A 19,696-nucleotide genomic window follows, 5' to 3' on the forward strand; every position below is an offset into this window, starting at 1 on the left:
TTTGGTTTTGTTTTTTGATGGATTGCTAGTGTTCGGTTAGGTGGTGAGTAAGTTGTTTTCTATCGTATCGTTGAGTATGAGTAATAAGCCAATAGCAGACAGAACCTCCAGTGATCATTCCGAAGGTCATTAAGTAATGCATGGCAAAGGGGGCCATCAATATATGACTATGTGGAATAAAGAGAAGTGACCACATAACACCGTACATACCGAGTAGCATGCAGAGTGAAATCAACAGGTTGAAAAAAATGAGTCTGGCTTTTGCGTTGCTGGTTCGTCTGTCGTCTTTGTACAAATCCTGTTTGCATGCGGTATAGCAAAAGGGCACAGAGAATATCAGCATCAACACCAGTGGCAGATTAAAAAAGGACTCTGATCCGATAGGGTGCATATGCGCACCCTGCCACTGACCTGTCAGCCAGCCGCCCAGCAGCATGCCAGAGCCGCCAGCCGCCCAGCAGATAATGCTGTGCATTGCCAGCCCCTGTATGTGGGCATTGCGGGTTAGCCATAGCAGTCCGCCAAACAGACTGAACAGGATGGTGAGCCAGATGAGCGACCAGATGACTGGCAGGGCGGCAAGGTAAATGGTGATGAGTGTTTGTAGCAGGAACAACACACACATCAGGTTAAGCATATGGCGGGTATTGCTTGAGCAATTATGTGGCATCTCGACCCCCTGAGCTTCAATCTCTCATGGTCAGTCTTGAACCTTTCGTCAAACGGCATCCACACTATCTATTACTGTAAAACTCACTTAAGAACACCAGAAGTTATCAGAGTGGGTTCCTAATAAAGAATACTGCTACATGAATTAAATAGCTGATATAGACAAGGAAGACTTTTTGTTTGTTGTTCTTCTGAAATCTGTCTGTATTTGGTGGTTTATCAGTATGATGGGCTGGACTGGTTTGTCAATTAACGCTTTTTATGCCTTGCCCGATAAAATGAGATTTGCAGGATTGTTTTTTGAATAATGTATGTGGGGTAAGTATTTGTATTTTAGATGATAAAAATTAATCTGATGATTTTTATAAAAAATTTCCTCAGTGAAAGTAATATTAACGATGGTCGTATATTTTGAAAAAATCTAAGCGTGAGGCTATCGAAGGGTTTGGCGATAGGTATCAATCAACACCTGCTGCATGGCTTCGGCGGCCACTGACAGGCCGGAACGGCGGCGGGAGAGAATGCCCACACGACGGGAAATTACAGGGTTACGCAGGGGCCGGCAGATGGCACCGATCTCTTCCATCTGCTGGCGGCATAATGCCGGCACGGCACTGACGCCGAGGCCGGTGGCGACCATGCGGCCGACGGTGGCGAGCTGGTGGGTGTCGAAGGCAGTTTTGGGCATCAGGCCCAGTTCACTGGCGCGGCGCTCAATCAGCAGACGCACACTGGAGGGGCGTTGCAGGGTGATGAAGTCATAGCTGAACAGCTGTTCCCCTTCGATCACCTCGCAGTGTTGCAACTCATGGCCGTCAGGTAGCACCGCAATGAACTCATCATCAAACAGGGTGATGAAGTTGAGGTCTTCCTGCGGGCCCGGATCAAAGGAAATACCCAGTTCGACCCGCCCCTTACTGACCATTTCCACCACCTGCTCGGCGATGACGTCATGTACTTCCATGTTGATATTGGCGTGCAGCTGACGAAAGTTGAGCAGCGCCTGCGGCAGCAGATTCGCCGCGAAGGACGGCATGGCCGCAATGGCGACCTTGCCACGGCGCAGCTTGAAGCGGTTGTGCAGGTCTTCCTGGGCATCATCCCAGTCAGCTACCAGCCGTTGGGCGGCGGGCAGGAAGGCCTCACCATCGGGGGTGAGCGCGAGGCTGCGGGTGGTTCGACTGAACAGCCTGCCGCCGACAGATTCTTCCAGACTCTTGATGGCCAGACTGAGTGCCGGTTGCGACAGGTGAACCCGTGAGCAGGCTTCGGCAAAGCTCAGGGTTTCGGCGACGGCGACAAAGGCCCGAAGTTGTTTGATGGTCATGGGTGATCGGTACCGTTGCCGCTCTGGGTGAGTGCGTAATGCTCGAAGTCGGCCACGCTCAGCGGTCGGGAGAAATAGTAACCCTGACCCTGTTCACACTTCAGCTGGTGCAGCAGTCTGGCCTGACTTTCGGTTTCTACTCCTTCCGCCACCACCTGGCAGCCAAGATTATGGGCCAGGGTGGTGATGGTTTCCGCCAGTCGCCGGTCTTCTACATTGTTCTCGATACCAGTGACAAAGCTGCGGTCGATTTTCAGCACCTGCACTGGTAACTGGCGCAGGTAGGCCAGTGAGGAGTAGCCGGTGCCAAAATCATCAATGGCAGCACTGATGCCAACCTCACTCAGGCGATTGAGCTGACCGATGGCCTTGTGAATATCGATCATCAGGGTCGACTCGGTAATCTCCACCTGAATCATCTGCGGCGGAACTGACCAGTGCAGGCAGCGGCTCAGCAACTGTTCGGCGAAACCCTCCTGCATCAGCTGGCTGCCGGACAGATTAATCGCCAGCACAAAACGGTCATCAATCACGCCCTGTGTCCGCCACTGGCTGAGCTGCTGCATGGACTCGTCCAGCAGCCAGTCGCCCATGGGTAGAATCAGGCCGGTGGTTTCTGCCAGCGGGATAAACTCCAGCGGAGAAATGGCACCGAGCAGCGGATTCTGCCAGCGCATCAGCGCTTCTGCCCCCAGCAGCAGACCCGTACGAAGATCGACTTTGGGCTGATAGACCAGATGCAGTTCCTGCTGCTGGACGGCCAGTCGCAGCTGCTGCACCAGCTGACTGCGCCGCTCCAGCTGGCGGGTCATCTCGGCTGAATAAAGCTGGCAGCTGACGGATGAGCCTTCTTTGGGCAGGGCCAGAGCCGCCTGCCGGATCAGTTCCTGTGCGGTACTGTCTCTGCTGTTATGGCTGACACCGATTCTCACTGTCAGGCTCAGGCGCATATCATCCACCTCGTGCTCGCCACTGAGCAGGCGGGCGACGCGCTCAGCGGTGCGCAGCAGCAAGGGGGCATCGGGCTGCTGACCGGCAGGCTGTGGCAGCAGGAAGACAAATTCATGGTTACCCCAGCAGCCGAGCATGCCTTTGCCTGCCAGCGGGCTGCGGCTGAACAGCTGGCCGAGCTGGGTCGCCAGGGTTTCGGCAATGGTGTAGCCATGCAGGCGGGCGATGTCATCCAGACCATCGGCAACAATAAAGTAACCTGCCAGCGGCTGTGGTTGTTTCAGCCATTCGCCTGCCTGCATGAGCAGCGCGCGCCGGTTGGGCAGGCCGGTGACTGGTTCCTGCAGGGACTGCGCCTGCAGCTCGGCAGTGCGCTCGGCCACCATCGCCTCCAGCTCCAGCGAGCGGTTACGCCGCTCCATGGAACGGGAATGCACCGCCAGAATATTGTGAATGCGCTGCAGCACTTCGTGCTGATCGAAGGGTTTGGTGATGAAGTCGAGGGCGCCCATGGCCAGTGCCTTACTACGGGTTTCGGCATCGGTCTGGGCTGTCAGCACCACCACCGGTGGTGCTGACTCGCCGAGCGTCCGGCCAATTTGTTCCAGTACCTCATAGCCGCTGAGATAGGGCATGCGAATGTCCAGCAGTACCAGATCCGGTGCGGGTTCATTGTGCAGAAACGGCTCGACCTGGCGCGGGTCGGTCAGTCCGTGCAGTTCGGTGTAGCCAGCTTCATCGAGAATGGACTCCAGCAGGTGAACGTTGACGGGAGTGTCATCGACGATGAGTATGCGTGCCTGGCTAAACGGCTGTGTATCCATGGTGGTTCCTTGCCTTGCCCTCTCACCGTGTTTGCTGGCGCGTGATCACGGTGTGCAGGCGGTCAATCCTGGCGGGCATAGGTTTCAATAGCGTTGATCAGTCTGGAAATGTCGAAAGGTTTGGTCAGGTAGTCAGTAAAGCCTTCAGACAAACCTTTGTCGACATCTGTTCGCATAGCGTTGGCAGACAGCGCGATCACCGGGATGTGTGCCGTGATGCAGTCCTGCGCCAGCAGACGACGTGCCTGAAAGCCATCCATACCGGGCAGGTTGATGTCCATGATGATCAGTGCCGGTGGTTCCGCCCGCGCCAGCTCAATGCCGAGGGCGGCATCATAGGCGCAGATCAGCTGAAACTCATCGAGATCTTCAAACACATCTATCATCAAGCGCTGGTTGGCCGGGTTGTCTTCGATATACAGAATGCGTCGTTGCTGCGAGGGCAGCGCAGACATGACATCGGTGGTTGCCGGGGCGGGGCTGTCTGCCACCGGCGCATTTCTGTCGTCATCGGCGGCCGGCAGACTTATCCAGAATTCGCTGCCTTTGTGCTGTTCACTGCGTACACCAATCTGGCCTTTCATGTTCTCGACCAGCTTTTTGGTCAGTGCCAGACCAACACCGGTGCCTTCGATGGCGGTGTTTTCTGCCCCCAGCCGGCTGAAGGGCTGAAACAGTTCGTCCATCCGGCCGTTGTCGATGCCGATGCCGGTATCAATGATCCTGATGTGGTAGGTGTGGTCAGCATGGCGCGACCACTCCAGCTGCACACTGCCCTGTGGCCGGTTGTACTTGATGGCGTTGGACAAAAGGTTGATCAGCACCTGTTTAAGCCGGGTGTAGTCCGCCAGCACCCGTGGTGTGTGGGCCGGATTCATGGTGGCGCGCAGCAGGCGAATACCGGCGGCCTCCGCGATGGAAGAGACGGTATCCAGCGACTCGCTGATCACGTCTTCCAGTGCAATAGGCTCGATGGAGAAACTGATGGTGCCCGATTCGATACGGGCCAGATCCAGCACCTCATTGATCAGCGTCAGCAGATGCTGGCCGCTTTTGAATATCTGCTGAACCTGAGTGTCCTGACGTTCTGTCAGCGGCGCCTTGCGGCTGCTGAGCAGCAGCTGGGAGAAGCCCAGTATGGAGTTCAGCGGCGTGCGCAGTTCATGGCTCATGGATGACAGAAATTCAGTCTTGGCGCGGCTGGCTCGCTCCTGTTCATCCCTCGCCTGACGTAACTCTTCGGTGAAGCGGGCACGGTCATCCATCTGCCGGTACAGTTTGATCAGCAGCGAGCAGGTGGCGGTGAAGGGCTGCAGCCAGGTCACCAGATCATCATTCAGTGGCTTGTGAATATTGGCGATGGCATACATGCCGATCAGCTGCTCATTGTCGAAGATCGGTACACCAAGATAGTTCTGTAGTGGCGGGTGACCGGGCGGAAAGCCGGAGCGGCGCGGCTCGTTGGCAAGATCGGTGGTCAGCACGGTCTCGCCGCCGGCAAATACCCGACCCAGCAGGGTATGGGGGTTGTTCAGCAGGAAATCGCCGGCTTTCAGCTTTTCCATCAGCTTGCGTGACTCTTCACTCCATGACAGATCAGTAATGGCATGGATTTTCAGCGAGGGCACCGCATCGGGATAGATCACTTCACCGATCAGGGCGAAGTCGCTTCGGGTCATTTTGCGCAGCGCCTGCTTAAGGAAGGCCCACAGCTGGTCGCCTGACATCAGAGCGGAATAGTCGGTAAGACCGCGGTGCAGTACGCTCAGTAACTGCTCCTGTTCACTGATTTTGGTGTTGGCTTCCAGCATCGGGGTGATGTCATGGGCGACGTTGACGATGCCATTGATCTTGCCGCTGCTATCCTGCATGGCTGACTTGGTAATCTCAAACACCCGACTCTGCCCCTCTAACTGACGCACCGTGAGCTTTTCCGGCCTGCCGCTTTGCAGCACACGCAGGTCTGCTGTATGGATGGCCCCGGCGTCCTCAGCGTCGATAGTGATGGTAGGGACATAGTCTCCGTCTTCCAGCTCCTTCAGCCCCATCACATTGATGCTGGCCTGATTGGCGATGATGAAGTGGTCTTCGGTGTCCTTGACATAGATAGGCACGGAGCTGGCATCAATAATGGCTTTCAGCAGCTCTCGTTCAGCCCGTTCGCGCTGCTGGGCATCACGCAGTGCCGACAGGTCAGACAGAATGCCGATGAACTCAGGCGGCTGGCCATTGGTGAGTTTGACCTGACTGACGGCCAGATGGATGGGAATCAGCTGGCCGGATTTATGGGTGGCCATGACTTCGCGTCCGGTACCAATGATGGTGGGCGGGCGTCCCTCCAGATAGGTGCTGATGTAGCGGTCATGATCCTCTGCCCAGGGGGCGGGCATCAGGCAGTTGACGTTGCGGTTGAGCAGCTCGTCGCGCTGATAGCCAAGCAGTTTGAGAATAAAAGGGTTGGCATCCTGAATCAGCCCCTGACTGTTGATACGGATGATGCCGGCGGCGGCCTCACTGACGATGGCGCTGTAGCGGGCCAGTGCCTGGGTGTTTTCCAGACTTTCCCGCTCCTGCCTGATGCGTAAATAGTGGTGGCGGATCAGCTCCTCCACCTGCGCTGCGAGCCCCTGCAGAATTGTTTTGTCTCTGTCGCTCAGCTGACGTGGGGAGGTATCGATGATGCACAGGGTGCCGATATCCACACTGTTCAGAGGTCGCAGGGGTACGCCGGCATAAAAGCGGATGTAAGGTGCCCCGGTCACCAGCTCATTACTGGCAAATATCGGGTCAGCATGGGCATCTTCGACGATCAGCAGTTCCCCGTTCCTGATGACTTTGTCACAAAATGCGATCTCCCGTGCTGTCTGGCATACCGGCAGGCCGATGGCGGACTTGAACCACTGACGTTCGTGGTCGACCAGCGATACCGCCACCATGGGCACGTCGAAAATGGTGCTGGCCAGGGCGGTGATGCGATCAAAGCCGGGATCAGGCTGGGTATCAAGCAGTGTGAGCAGGTGCAGGGTCTTTAAGCGTTCCTGTTCGAAACGGCTTGAGGTGTCGGTTGTCATGGGGGCATGCCATTGGTCAGGTGTAAGCAGTATAGAGTCTTCCCGCTGATGTAGATCATCGCGATGTGTGTTTTACGTCATTATTGGCACAAATGGCAGTTTGCATTTTTCTTGCACAAAGTAAGGTCTGAGGGACAGTGAGGGCGTAGTCTGACGGGTTTTTTATTTGAAAAGCAAAATAATAAATTGAAAATTCAAATTGGATAAATATATCGGGCTGGTCCAGTATTACCTCCATTCGACGCCCGGTCTTCACTCAGGCTCCACCGGGCAGGCTGCCTGCCAGCGTTGCTCAATTCATACCGCAAATGCGGAAAATTGATGCTTGAAATCCTGGCAGTGGGCGTATAACTAGCAGTGAGAATAATCTGATAACAAACATGCTGCGTTGCTGAGCTGGTGCACAAAATCCAACTGGATGCATAGCGGGTTCCGCTGCTTGTTACCTGACTACTCGGGCTGGTTCCCTTAGCAGGTCGTTGAAAATCTATCTGCGTTGCCGAATACCGCGTCAAAAACAGGCTCAAAATGCTCATTTAGTTCACTAAACTCCGCTTTTTCGCCTGTTTTTTTCTTGTCTCGGCTGCCTCGATAACGTTTTTCAACAGCCTGTTAGCGGCAGCTCTCACCCTTCAAGGAAAAGGCTATGGCAGGTTTCGACAAGGTCGTAAGTTCATACGAAGAGGCATTGGCAGGGCTGCAGGACGGTATGACCGTTATTGCAGGTGGTTTCGGCCTGTGTGGTATCCCGGAAAACCTGATCGCACAGATCAGGAAGATGGGCGTCAAAGGGCTGACCGTGGTGTCCAACAACTGTGGCGTCGATGGCTTTGGCCTCGGCATCCTGCTGGAGGACCGGCAGATCAAAAAGATGGTGTCTTCGTATGTGGGTGAAAACGCCCTGTTTGAAAAGCAGCTACTGAGTGGCGAGCTGGAAGTGGAGCTGACCCCTCAGGGCACGCTGGCAGAAAAGATTCGTGCCGGTGGTGCAGGTATCCCGGCGTTTTACACCGCCACGGGGTATGGCACACCGGTAGGTGAAGGCAAGGAAGTGCGTGAATTCAATGGCCGTCACTACATCATGGAAGAGTCCATCGTCGGTGACTTTGCCATCGTCAAAGGCTGGAAAGCCGACCGCTATGGCAACGTGGTGTATCGCCACACGGCACAGAACTTCAACCCGCTGGCGGCCACTGCAGGCAAGATCACTGTGGTTGAGGTGGAAGAGATTGTTGAACCGGGTGAGCTGGACCCCACCCATATCCACACTCCGGGTATCTATGTGAACCGGGTGATCAAGGGCAGTTTTGAAAAACGCATCGAGCAGCGCACGGTCCGTAAGGGCTGACACTGACTACGCAGCGTACAAATCTGAACCAGCATCCTCGCCTGCCTGCCGGGTGTCGGCCAGCGAGAGCGGGATGAAACCGAACAAGTGTGGAATGTGAAAGAGGCAAGACGATGGCACTTTCTCGCGAACAAATTGCAATGCGTGTAGCCCGTGAGCTGCAGGATGGTTTCTACGTCAACCTGGGGATCGGTATTCCCACGCTGGTTGCCAACTATGTACCCAAAGGCATGCAGGTCATGCTGCAGTCTGAAAACGGTTTGCTCGGTATGGGGCCTTTCCCCACCGAAGATGAAATCGATGCCGATATGATCAACGCCGGTAAGCAGACCGTCACCACCATTCCCGGTGCGTCGATTTTCAGCTCGGCGGAATCCTTCGCCATGATCCGTGGCGGTCATGTTGACCTGACCGTACTGGGGGCTTTCGAGGTGGATGTGGCCGGTAACATTGCTTCCTGGATGATCCCCGGCAAGCTGATCAAAGGCATGGGCGGTGCCATGGATCTGGTGGCCGGTGCTGACAATATCATCGTCACCATGACCCACGCCTCCAAGAACGGCGAATCCAAACTGCTGACCCGCTGCTCGCTGCCGTTGACCGGCGCAGGCTGTATCAAGCGCGTGCTGACTGATCTGGCCTATCTGGAAATTGATAACGGCGCTTTCATCCTCAAGGAGCGCGCTCCGGGGGTGAGTGTTGAAGAAATTGTCAGCAAGACCGAAGGCAAACTGATCGTGCCGGATCATGTGCCTGAGATGCAGTTTGATGAGGAGGCGTAATCGGCCTCTGTCAGTCCTTATGTTCCCTCGTCGTGATGACGATGTGGCCTGTTGCCGAGGAGTGGTGGCGGGCGTGCTTGTAAGACCGTGCTCATGATCAGCTGCGCGCCAGCCAGACGGCGTTGAAAAGCGCTTTGTTCTGATCGCTCGCAAGATCATGAACACGTCTTAAGTAGTTGTGTTGTCCCTAGCGTAGCGCATGACCAGGATGACTGGTCCGCAGCGATAGGATGCTTCGGCATCCATTGATAGTCGGTATCGCTGTGCTCTGTTAGGCGCTGGTTCTCCCGGACCAGCGCCTTCTTTTTTTGTTGCAGTGCAAGGCGAAGGCGGTGCTCACTCAGTCTGCAAACAGATGCAGGGCTGCATACTGCAGCAGCATGATGGTCTTGCCGTCGCAGATACGTCCGTCGGAAATCTGTGCCAGTGCCTCCCCGATGCCCAGCTCGAACACACCAATATCTTCCCCTTCACTGTGGATACCGCCGCCTTCACTGACACGGTCTTCTGGCCGGTACTCGGCCACAAAAAAGTACAGCTTCTCGGTCACCGAACCCGGGCTCATAAAGGCCTCGAACACCTTTTCCAGCTGCTGAATACGAAAGCCGGTCTCTTCTTCCACTTCCAGCCTGATACGTTGCTCGGGAGCGACGTTGTCCAGCAGCCCGGCGGGCGTTTCAACCAGCAGCTCTGCGTAGCCATTGACGAAGGCGGGATAGCGGAACTGACGGGTAAGGATCACCGTGCGCTGCTGGCGGTTATACAGCAGCAAGGTCGCGCCGTTGCCGCGATCATAGGTTTCCCGCTGCAGGGTCTGCCACTCGCCATTGCTGCGCTGAAAGTCGAAAGAGGTGGTTTTCAGGATGTACCAGTTGTCGGAAAGCAGGCGTTCTTCGTTGATGCGGATGCGGTCGGCGATGGCCATAACGAGACTCCTTCACCACAGGGGTGAGGTGGACTGGGTAAAATTTCAGGAATATTCGTGCATTATCGTGCAGTTTTGTGTGGAGTCAATTTAAAGTGTGCAATATCGTGCAGATGTGTGTGGATGCTGTGTGGTTGTGCACTGTGGATTCCGTCACAATAACGAACCTTCCCGGAGATGGATCGCCCTTCATGCTGACCAAACAACGTAAGCAGCACATCCTCAACACCCTGCAACAGCAGGGTAACGTTGTCGCTAAGGTACTCAGTCAGGAGCTCGGGGTATCGGAAGATACCATCCGTCGCGATCTGCGTGAGCTGGCCAAAGCCGGAGTGCTGCAGCGTGTGCACGGTGGGGCGCTGCCTGCCTCGCCTGCGGTGGTGAATCTGACCGGTCGGCAGCAGTTATCCACGGATGAGAAGGCGGTGCTGGGCAGGGCTGCCGCTGCACTGATAGAGCCTGATCAGGTGGTCTTTGTGGATGGTGGCACCACCACACTGCAAATGGTGCGCGCGTTGCCCGCAGACTTGCGGGCTACCCTTGTTACCCACAGCCCGATTATCGCGGCAGAACTGGTTAACCACCCGACGATGCAGGTGGTGCTGATTGGCGGGCAGTTATTCAAACATTCCGGGGTGACCGTCGGTGCCGCTGCGCTGGCCGCTATCCGTAGTATTCGGGCCGACAGCTATTTTCTCGGTGTAACAGGCATCCATGCTGACTATGGACTGAGCACCGGGGATCTGGAGGAAGCTCAGATCAAGCGGGCACTGATTGAGCAGGCAGCGGAAACGGTACTGATGGTCACGGCAGATAAGGTCGGCAAGGTGTCCCCTTACGTGATTGCCAGTGCCACCGCCGTGTCGCAGTTACTGATTACCCGCTCGACCGCCCCAGCGCAGTATCAGCCACTGGCTGATCTGGGGATTGCTGTCAGCCTCTGCGACTAGCCTCCTTGATGCACCAGCAATTGCTTGCTGGTGCTGCCTTGTATTATCTCGTTTGCACGAAATTGCACGTTTTTCTTTGTCATTGGCGCTGAGCCGGTACCAGAACGCCATTGCCCGCCAGCGGCTCCTTTTTTTGATTCCCTCTTTTTTCAGCTTTCTTCCTTGTGCGCTGAATAACTTGCCCTTATAAACGGCAAATCAATTTAGGACTGATTGGTCCTTAATTAAAAAAGACCCGATCAGGCAGAGGACAACAGCATGGCCAGTGGCCGTCCACGAACATTTGCAGAAGACGACGTATTGCAGGCTGCCACTCGTACCTTCTGGCAACAGGGTTACGACGGCACCAGCCTGCAGGATTTGCTGGAAGCGACTGGCCTGTCCAAGAGCAGCCTGTATCAGAGCTTTGGTAACAAGCAGCAGCTGTTTCATGCCTGCGTGCAGCGTTATGCCGAGCACAGCGTCAGCAATCTGCGTCAGCAGCTGCAGGCGTCGGCAACAGTACAGGCGTTTCTGCGCGAATGGCTGGGTACGGCATTGCGTGAGTGCCGTGGTGATGACAGCGGGCAACCGGCCAGGGTGCCGCGTGGCTGCATGCTGGTCAATGTTGCCACCGAGTTCTCGCAGCGGGACCCGCAACTGGCGGCCATCATCGACAACGGCATGGTGGCCATTCGTGCGGTGGTTGCTGAAGGCTTGCGGCAGGGGCGGAGCGATGATCCTGCGCAGAGGGCGTGGGCAGAGAATACCGCGATGACCCTGCATACCCTGATGGTGGGGCTGCGTACCCAGGTCAAGGCGGGCGTATCTGCGGCAGCGCTGGCGGCCGTGATTGAGCAGGTGATCGTTAGTCTGCCACTGACGGAGTGATGTCAGACGGGCGTTGATAACCCATACCAAAACAGCAGGAGCCGCAGGCTGCTGCGCAAAATGAGAGAACAACAATGATCGAACTTTACGAGCTGTGCGGTGCCAACCCGGCCCACCTGTTTTCCCCTTTTTGCTGGCGGGTACGCATGGCCCTGTTGCACAAGGGGCTGGCGTTCAGCAGTCAGCCTGTGTGCTTCACTGACAAGGAACAGATTGCCTTTTCCGGACAGGGCAAGGTGCCGGTGATCCGTGATGGCGATACCGTGGTCTACGACAGTATGGCCATCTTTGCCTACCTTGACCGAACCTATCCCGACAAGCCGTTGTTGGGGGAGGGCGTAGCGGCCGCCCGTGCCAGAGCCATTGACGCACTCTGCACCAGCGTGCTGCGTGGCGGCTTGCTGAAAATGCTGCTGCTGCGTGTGCTGAACGCTATACATGACAAGGATCATGAGTACTTCCGCAGTACCCGCGAGGCATTCTTCAGCAACACACTGGAGAACGTGGATAACCCCGAGCAAGGCAAAGCCCTGCTCGACAGTGCCTGGCCGGTGCTGGCCGCAGTACTTAAAGAGCAGCCCTACTTTGATGGCGATACGCCGGCAGGGGCGGATTATCTGGTGTTTGGCCACTTCATGTGGGCCTACACCCTTGGCATCGCACCCTGGCAGGACAATGCGCCCGTCAATGACTGGTTCAACCGCCTGCTGAATAGTTATGAAGCACAGCAGGGCGCGGTCGTGCGTACCGCCTGAGCCCGTCGTCTTCCCATGAAATCTGACATCAGGCTAACCACAGGAGCCAATCATGATTGATCTGTATTACTGGACAACGCCCAACGGTCACAAGGTCACTATCTTTCTGGAAGAAACCGGGCTGGACTACCGGATTTTCCCCGTGCATATCGGCAAGGGCGATCAGTTCAAACCGGAGTTCCTGCAGATTGCTCCCAACAACCGTATTCCTGCCATCGTGGATCAGGCGCCGGCTGATGGCGGGGAACCGCTGTCGTTGTTTGAGTCTGGAGCAATTCTGGAATATCTGGCGGACAAGTCGGGCCAGTATCTGCCGTCATCCGGCCGTCAGCGCTATGAAGTGCTGCAATGGCTGTACTGGCAGATGGGCGGGGTGGGGCCGATGGCAGGGCAGAATCACCACTTCAACCGCTATGCGCCAGAGCCGATTCCCTATGCTATCGAGCGTTATGTGAAGGAAACCGCACGTCTTTATGGCGTGCTGAACAAACAGCTGGCACAGCGGGATTACGTGGCAGGTGATTACTCGATTGCGGATATGGCCATTTTCCCCTGGGCCAGGTTGTGGGAAGGGCAAAAGCAGAACATTGAGGACTTCCCGCACATGGCTAAATGGCTGGCGCGGATGGAAGCGCGTCCGGCGGTGCAGCGTGCCTACCAGCTGGTAGAAAGCATCAATACGGACACCTCAGCATTGCTGACGCCGGAAGCGCGCAAGCTGCTGTTTGGGCAGTCTGTGTAACTCAGTACGTGTAACCGACGATAAAGTCTGCATCAGTAGTATGCCGATGCAGACTTTACTGCTGTTCTTACCTGTCAGAACGCCATACCCACCAGCATCATTGCGGCTATCACTGCCAGTAACGGCAGCTTGAGCTGCCTGAGAGCGAACCATCCCAACACGATCCATGCCAGATCACCGGATTGCTGTACGGCACTGCTGAAGACCGGCTGATACAGCGCTGCCAGCAGCAGACCAGATACGGCGGCGTTGACCCCAGCCAGCGCCTGCTGCAATGCGGGACGCTGACGCAGTTGTTGCCAGCCGGGCAACACGGCCAGTAACAACAGAAAACCGGGCAGAAAAATCGCCAGAGTGGCCAGCAGGGCAGCAAGAAGACTGTGGGCAGGTATCAGGCTGGCACCGAGAAAACTCGCCAGCGTAAACAGCGGACCGGGCATGGCCTGAGCTGCCGCATAACCGGTGAGGAACTGGTCATTGCTGAGGGTATGTCCCACCAGCTGCTGCAACAGCGGCAGCACCACATGCCCACCACCGAACACCCAGCTACCGGCCTGATAGAACTGGCTGGTCAGCATCAGCCAGGGTGAAGCACTGGCCAGCCACGGCAGCAGCACGAGTAATGCCAGAAACAGCAGCAGTGGCAGGCGACTAAGGCGTACCCCTTGCTTCTCCGTGCTGGCAGAGTGCGGTGTGGCGGGCGGCGGCAGCATTCTGCCGAGCAGCGCTGCCGCGATGAGGGTGAGCAACTGGCTACCGATACCCGGTGCCCACCACTGGATCGCCGCGGCTGACAGGGCCAGAGCCAGCGGCAGAGCGGTGGGGCAGAACTGGCGCAGCATGCCCCAGACGGCATCGGCCACCACAATCACGGCCAGCAGCTTGAGACCATGCAACATCCCCTGTACCCAGCCGGTGTCAGCCCAGTGCTGACCGGCAACCGCCACCAGCCACATCAGTACAAAAGACGGCAGGGTAAAACCCGCAAAAGCAGCAATGGCACCTTTGAGCCCGGCGCGCTGATAGCCAATGGCAAAACCCAGCTGGCTTGACGCCGGGCCGGGCAGAAACTGGCAGAGTGCCAGCAGGGAAGAAAAGGCCTCATCATCCAGCCACTGCCGCTGCGCGACAAAGGCCCTTCGGAAGTAGCCGATATGCGCCGCCGGGCCGCCAAAACTGAGACAGCCCAGCTGCAAAAACAGCATGAATATCACCCGCACTGTACCGTTCTCCCCGTGTGGTGGTCAGTCCGAAAAGTAGCACCTGCCCGTGACAGCACGATGCCAGTGATGCCCGTAACCCAATACCGCTGTTCTTAGCCAAATCGCTGGCGAATCATCTCCAGCATGGTCTGGGCAGCGAACGACAGGGGCGCGCGTTTACGCCAGATCAATGACAGTTGCCAGCGCAGGGTGGAACTGTCCAGTGGCTTGATGACCACTCCCGGCAGGGCATGGCGCTCGGCAATCAGTTTCGGCAGCAGCATGGCCCCTGCACCCGCGGCGACCAGTGCCAGCCCGAAATCAGCCTGACTGACCTGCGTCACCTCATGCGGAGTAAAGCCGCTGGCGAGACAGGCATCGTGGATCAGCTTGTTGAGCATAAAGGTGGTTTCAAAGGTGACCAGCGGCGTACTGGCCAGATCGCGCAGCTGCAGGGTGTGCTGGGCGCAAAGCGGGTCGCTGATGGGTAGCGCAACCATCATCGGATCATCACGAATCTGCAGCCACTCGATGTCGTCCTTGCTGGGAATCAGGCTGGTGGCCAGTTCGATTTCACCGTTACGCAATGCATCCTCCAGCTCGGCGCCGCCACGCTCCATCAGATGAATATCGATCTGCGGATAACGGCTGCGAAACAGGGCGATAACGGGGGCAAACATCTCGGCGCTGCCCAGCGGTGACAGGCCAATGCGCAGCTCGCCACCCTGCAGATTGCGCATGGCGTGCAGCTCATTGACCATCCGCTGCCTGCCTTCGAGCAGCTGCACCGCATGGCGATGCACGACCTCACCTGCGGCGGTAAGACGAATGGTGCCACCGCGTTTGCCACGCTCCAGTAACGAAACGTCCAGCTCTTCTTCCAGGCCGCGAATGGCCTTGCTCAATGCCGGCTGAGTCAGGTGTACCTGCTCGGCAGCTTTACCAAAGCCGCCGGAGGCAACAATCTCGACCAGATAGCGCAGTTGTCGGAAGTCCAATTTGATGACCTTTAGTTATGAAATTCATATTTAACATTCATTATATTTATTTAAAAGCGGCCATTAAACTTTAGTCCATGTTGTGCAGTCGCAGCACAAAGCTAATCGGACTAAGTTGAAGATACCTCCATGGCCAAGACCACCTCCTTTTGCAAAGTAATACTGCAGCTGGCGTTGTTCTGCGGCCTGTTGTGGCTCTGTAACCTGTGGGTCAACCACGCTGGCTGGAGTATTCCCGGCAGTGTGATTGGCCTGGGAATACTGGTGTTCCTGCTTGCTACCCGGGTGTTGCCCGTGCGTGCGGTACAGGCCGGTTCCACCTGGTTGCTGGGTGAGCTGCTGCTGTTTTTCATTCCGCCGGTGGTATCGATCCTCAAGTATCAGATGCTGATCCGTGAAGATGGCCTGATGATTCTGGTCTCGGTGGTACTGGGTACTGTCATGGTGCTGACGGGGACGGCCTGGGTGGTGGACAGGGTATTTACGCTGGAGCAGCGGCTTAATGAGCGGCGTCTGCTGGAGTCAGGCGGCCATGTCTGACTCGCTGCTGGCGCTGTTCAGTCTGGCTGCTACGGTCGCCTTCTACTACCTGACCAAACTGGCCTATCAGCGTAAGCGGGTCGTATGGCGGGCACCGATACTGGTAGCACCCCTGGCGGTGATTGCGCTGGTGATGGGATTGCGTATCCCACTGGATGATTATTTTCACTACACCCATTTGCTGGTGATGATGCTGGGTCCGGCGACCATTGCTTTTGCTGTGCCGATCTACCAGCAGCGCGCGATTATTCGCCGTTATCCGGTCACGCTGGTGATTGGCGTACTGACCGGGCTGGTACTGGGGCTGCTGTCTTCCTGGCTGCTGGTGCGCTTGTTTCCGCTGCCTGCGGAACTGGCTAACAGTATGCTGGTGCGTTCGGTTTCGACACCGTTTGCCATGGAAGCAGCCAGCACCTTCGGCGGGGTGCCGGACATTACCGCCATGCTGGTGCTGATTACCGGCATTACCGGCATGGTGGTCTGTGAGCTGGTCTTCAGGGCAGTACGTATTCGTACGTCACTGGCCAAAGGTGTGGCGCTGGGCGCTTCGGCTCATGGTGCCGGCACGGCCAAGGCGCGTGAGCTGGGCAATGAAGAAGGCGTGATCGCCAGCCTGACGATGATCTTTACCGGCATTGCCATGGTGATTGGTGCGCCGTTGTTTGCTCACGTACTGGGCTAATCAGGATCGTGAATAGCGTTCGGCAGGTTTGGATGGGCAAAGTGAGCACTGTTGATTACTGATCAACGGACACAAGTTTTGCGGCGCGTCGGAGCAATCCGACGGCTGCGTTTTATTTCTCAGGGTCTGACAGCCCTGGAATAGTAGCGTTACTCTTTCCTCTTCCTGTTTAACCCGGCTGCAGGCTTGTCCTCAGCCGGGATTTTTTTATCTGCGGATCTTCCTCGTTCCGGTTTACACCAGCCCCAGACCGATCATGCCATGCCAGCCCATATACAGACCCACCAGAGCGATCAGTACGCTGGAAATATAGGGTGCACGCTGGGCCAGTTTGTTGAGCCCGGGCCAGCGACGTGACAGATGACGGGCACTGAGTGCAGCACCCACTCCGACCAGCACCAGCGTCAACGCCAGACCAATACTGAAGCCCAGTACCAGTAGTGCGCCAAGACTGATGGCCTTCACCTGCAGGCAAAGCAGCAATACGGTGATGGCCGCCGGGCAGGGGATAAGACCGCCGGTCAGGCCGAACAGTACGATCTGACCTGTCGTGACACTGCGGTTGGCAAAGCGACGGCGGATATCCTCGGCGTGTGCCCGGGCATGGGCATCCAGTGGTTCATCGTTGTCAGTCATAGCGCTGAACTGCTGCCACTGCGGCGCCTGTGTGGCCAGCTTCAGCGGCGCGGCGGTCTGGGCCTGCAGCAAGCCCAAGCCTGTATGGACATGCGTGGGGTGGCTGTGACTATGGTGATGATCGTGATCGTGATCGTGATCGTGATCGTGATCGTGATCGTGATCGTGATCGTGATCGTGATCGTGATCGTGATCGTGATCGTGATGGTGATGGTGATGGTGATGGTGATGGTGATTATCCTGCCAGGTGCGCAGCAGCATCCAGCCTGCGGTCAGCAATACGATGCAGCCAGAAGCCAGCTGAAAGTAAGGCTCCAGTTCTCCGCCATCGACCTTCTGACCAAGATAAAGCCCCGCCAGTGCGACCAGCCAGACGATCAGGGTATGGGAGAATGTCGCGGCCAGACCCAGCAGTATGGCCTGCCTGACGGTGCCTTTTACCGCCACGATAAACGCCGCCATCATGGTCTTCGAGTGGCCGGGCTCCATGCCGTGCAAAGCGCCCAGTACCACTGCGCTGGGGAGATACAGCCAGGCATGGCTGCTGCCTTGTTGCAACAGCGCGGCAAAGTTATCCATGATCTGCTCCTACAGGTGACGGGTAATCTGGTGGAACTCAGCCAGGATTTCCTGCTGATCGCCGTGACCGTCCACCAGATGTTCCAGCAGGTGGTCAACGTGGTCTTTGATCAGTGTGCGCTTGGCCTGACAGACCGCTTTCTCTACTGCGTGTAACTGCTGTACCACATCAGCACAGCTGCGCTGTTCCTGCATCATGCTGATGATGCTGCGCAGATGTCCCTCTGCTCTCTTCAGCCGTTTAAAAATATCGGGGTGTGATTCCTGCAGGGGAGGATGCGATTCCGTTGCATGTGTCATGGAGTCTTCCGGCGAGTCAATCATGTATCCCCCGGGGGGGGATGAAAAGTGGCTATGCTAACTGCGGGAAGTCGCCTGAGGCAATGCCTGTGAGAGGTCGCTGGATCGGGTGTTTTCATTTGCCCGGTTTTTGCGCTCGTTCGAAATATAAAATGCTTTCGTCATGAAACTGCCATCCAGCCTTCACAGAATGCGCTTCTAATCTCGGTACCTGAATTCGGGTCGTTATTTGCCCGCTCACATTCCCGTTAGGAAGCGTCATGGCAGGACAGGCAGTCAGTATTGAACAGGTTGAAGTCAGCTTTCAGCACACCCCGGTACTGCAGGGCGTGGATCTTGAGATTGGGGCAGGTGAGTTCGTGGCGCTACTCGGCCCCAGTGGATGTGGCAAGACCACGCTGTTACGAACTCTCGCCGGGTTTCAGCCGCTGCAGCGTGGTCAGCTGTGGCTGGGAGAGCGAAACATCAGCCTGCTTCCACCGGAACAGCGGGGTACGGCCATGGTGTTTCAGTCCTATGCGCTGTGGCCGCATATGAGCGTCGCCGCCAACATAGGCTATGGCCTGAAACTGCGTGGCTATAAACGTGAAGCTATTACCCAGCGCGTCACTGAGCTGCTGGAACTGCTGGGTTTACAGGGGCTGGCGGAACGTCGGATCGATCAGCTTTCCGGTGGCCAGCGTCAGCGCGTGGCGCTGGGCCGGGCACTGGCCATCGAACCTCCGGTGCTGCTGCTGGATGAGCCGCTGTCCAATCTCGATACCCATATTCGTCTTAATTTGCGGCACGAGCTGCGCGCCCTGCAGCAGCGACTGGGAGTGACGGCCGTACTGGTCACTCATGATCAGGAAGAAGCCATGGCGATGGCTGACCGGGTCGCCGTGCTGCATCAGGGGCGTGTGGCGCAATATGCCACGCCCGAGGCCATCTTTGCCCAGCCCGCCAATCAGACCGTCGCCCGTTTTATGGGCGCTGATAATGCGCTGGTGCTGCACTGGCAGCGTCTGGGTTCGCATCAGGCACTGCTGGGTGAGGAGGCTAATCCTGTTTGCCTCAACTGGTCGGCAGAGCAGGTTCTGCCACAGGCGGCAGCACTGCCCGAACAGGGGCCGGTACAGTTGTTGTTCCGCGCAGCGCGGGCCCGTCTGCTGCTCGCCGATGAGCCACCGCAGGCTGCAGGGCTGACCTTGCCCTGCGTGCTGAGTCAGGCCAGTTATCTGGGTGGCCGCTATCGCTACAGTCTCGACTGTCTGGGGCAGGAGGTGCTGGTGGACGATGAGCGGCGCCTACCGTTGTCTTCCCCCGTGACACTGTGGCTGGCGATGCCTGATGTGCATCTGTTTCCACAGACCAGCAGCGCCAGTCAGAGCACCACGGTGCCTGCATATGCTGCCTCCGCCAGACAGGTGTCGCTGGCCAGTCCGCGTCCTTCTTCACTGCACACCGAGCGTGCCTGACGTCATGACAGGCCACAGGTTTATCCGGCTGCCTGCAGCCATTACCCCGACCCTTTATGCAACACCCATTCAATGAGAGGAGCAGTCA

18 protein-coding genes are annotated in these 19,696 nt (G+C 56.9%); 9 read left to right on the plus strand and 9 right to left on the minus strand.

What is annotated here, in order from left to right; translation table 11 throughout:
* Positions 1-25: 25 nt before the first annotated feature.
* The 4 genes from QCD60_RS19065 to QCD60_RS19080 form a co-directional block, all read right to left on the minus strand.
* Positions 26-637 (minus strand): hypothetical protein, encoded by a 612-nt coding sequence (locus QCD60_RS19065; protein WP_279787794.1) that lies wholly within the window; start codon positions 635-637, stop codon positions 26-28.
* A gap of 465 nt (positions 638-1,102) precedes the next feature.
* Positions 1,103-1,996: a LysR family transcriptional regulator gene (locus QCD60_RS19070; protein WP_279787795.1), complete on the minus strand. Its 894-nt coding sequence runs from the start codon at positions 1,994-1,996 to the stop codon at positions 1,103-1,105.
* Entirely contained in the window at positions 1,993-3,771 is a 1,779-nt protein-coding gene (locus QCD60_RS19075; protein WP_279787796.1) for an EAL domain-containing protein, read from the minus strand. Before QCD60_RS19075 ends, QCD60_RS19070 begins: the two co-directional genes overlap by 4 nt.
* A gap of 62 nt (positions 3,772-3,833) precedes the next feature.
* Positions 3,834-6,842, minus strand: a complete 3,009-nt coding sequence (locus QCD60_RS19080) for a PAS domain S-box protein (RefSeq protein WP_279787797.1) — start codon at positions 6,840-6,842, stop codon at positions 3,834-3,836.
* Positions 6,843-7,488: 646 nt separating this feature from the next.
* Between QCD60_RS19080 and QCD60_RS19085 the strand changes: the two genes are divergently transcribed.
* On the plus strand, positions 7,489-8,190 hold the full coding sequence (locus tag QCD60_RS19085; protein WP_279787798.1) for a CoA transferase subunit A: 702 nt from the start codon (positions 7,489-7,491) through the stop codon (positions 8,188-8,190).
* 113 nt (positions 8,191-8,303) lie between these two features.
* Entirely contained in the window at positions 8,304-8,972 is a 669-nt protein-coding gene (locus QCD60_RS19090) for a CoA transferase subunit B (RefSeq protein WP_104155329.1), read from the plus strand.
* A gap of 340 nt (positions 8,973-9,312) precedes the next feature.
* Here QCD60_RS19090 and QCD60_RS19095 read toward each other — a convergent pair whose 3' ends face one another.
* A complete protein-coding gene (locus QCD60_RS19095; protein WP_279787799.1) occupies positions 9,313-9,897 on the minus strand; it encodes an NUDIX domain-containing protein in 585 nt (194 codons plus the stop codon).
* Positions 9,898-10,088: 191 nt separating this feature from the next.
* On the opposite strand from QCD60_RS19095, the gene QCD60_RS19100 reads away from it, so the two are divergent.
* The 4 genes from QCD60_RS19100 (at position 10,089) to QCD60_RS19115 (ending at position 13,214) form a co-directional block, all read left to right on the plus strand.
* Positions 10,089-10,847 (plus strand): DeoR/GlpR family DNA-binding transcription regulator, encoded by a 759-nt coding sequence (locus QCD60_RS19100; RefSeq protein WP_279787800.1) that lies wholly within the window; start codon positions 10,089-10,091, stop codon positions 10,845-10,847.
* Between the two features lie 258 nt (positions 10,848-11,105).
* Positions 11,106-11,717: a TetR/AcrR family transcriptional regulator gene (locus QCD60_RS19105; protein WP_279787801.1), complete on the plus strand. Its 612-nt coding sequence runs from the start codon at positions 11,106-11,108 to the stop codon at positions 11,715-11,717.
* A gap of 74 nt (positions 11,718-11,791) precedes the next feature.
* Complete coding sequence (locus tag QCD60_RS19110) at positions 11,792-12,472, plus strand: glutathione S-transferase (protein WP_279787802.1); 681 nt, start codon at positions 11,792-11,794, stop codon at positions 12,470-12,472.
* A gap of 52 nt (positions 12,473-12,524) precedes the next feature.
* Positions 12,525-13,214, plus strand: coding sequence for a glutathione S-transferase N-terminal domain-containing protein (locus tag QCD60_RS19115; RefSeq protein WP_279787803.1), 690 nt, complete (start codon positions 12,525-12,527; stop codon positions 13,212-13,214).
* A 74-nt stretch (positions 13,215-13,288) separates the two neighbouring features.
* On the opposite strand, the gene chrA is transcribed toward QCD60_RS19115, so the two are convergent.
* Positions 13,289-14,419, minus strand: coding sequence for a chromate efflux transporter (gene chrA, locus QCD60_RS19120; RefSeq protein WP_279787804.1), 1,131 nt, complete (start codon positions 14,417-14,419; stop codon positions 13,289-13,291).
* A gap of 110 nt (positions 14,420-14,529) precedes the next feature.
* A complete protein-coding gene (locus tag QCD60_RS19125; RefSeq protein WP_279787805.1) occupies positions 14,530-15,414 on the minus strand; it encodes a LysR substrate-binding domain-containing protein in 885 nt (294 codons plus the stop codon).
* 129 nt (positions 15,415-15,543) lie between these two features.
* On the opposite strand from QCD60_RS19125, the gene QCD60_RS19130 reads away from it, so the two are divergent.
* Entirely contained in the window at positions 15,544-15,954 is a 411-nt protein-coding gene (locus tag QCD60_RS19130) for a CidA/LrgA family protein (protein WP_279787806.1), read from the plus strand.
* On the plus strand, positions 15,947-16,636 hold the full coding sequence (locus QCD60_RS19135) for an LrgB family protein (RefSeq protein WP_279787807.1): 690 nt from the start codon (positions 15,947-15,949) through the stop codon (positions 16,634-16,636). Before QCD60_RS19130 ends, QCD60_RS19135 begins: the two co-directional genes overlap by 8 nt.
* A 234-nt stretch (positions 16,637-16,870) precedes the next feature.
* Here the strand turns inward: QCD60_RS19135 and QCD60_RS19140 are convergent, their stop codons facing one another.
* On the minus strand, positions 16,871-17,851 hold the full coding sequence (locus tag QCD60_RS19140) for a nickel/cobalt efflux transporter (RefSeq protein WP_279787808.1): 981 nt from the start codon (positions 17,849-17,851) through the stop codon (positions 16,871-16,873).
* Positions 17,852-17,860: 9 nt separating this feature from the next.
* Positions 17,861-18,151, minus strand: coding sequence for a metal-sensing transcriptional repressor (locus QCD60_RS19145; protein ID WP_279787809.1), 291 nt, complete (start codon positions 18,149-18,151; stop codon positions 17,861-17,863).
* A 260-nt stretch (positions 18,152-18,411) separates the two neighbouring features.
* On the opposite strand from QCD60_RS19145, the gene QCD60_RS19150 reads away from it, so the two are divergent.
* Positions 18,412-19,608 carry an ABC transporter ATP-binding protein gene (locus tag QCD60_RS19150; RefSeq protein WP_279787810.1) on the plus strand — a complete coding sequence of 399 codons (1,197 nt, stop codon included), beginning with the start codon at positions 18,412-18,414 and terminating at the stop codon, positions 19,606-19,608.
* The last annotated feature ends 88 nt before the right edge of the window (positions 19,609-19,696 follow it).

The organism is Pokkaliibacter sp. MBI-7 (assembly GCF_029846635.1).
Classification (GTDB): Bacteria; Pseudomonadota; Gammaproteobacteria; order Pseudomonadales; family Balneatricaceae; genus Pokkaliibacter.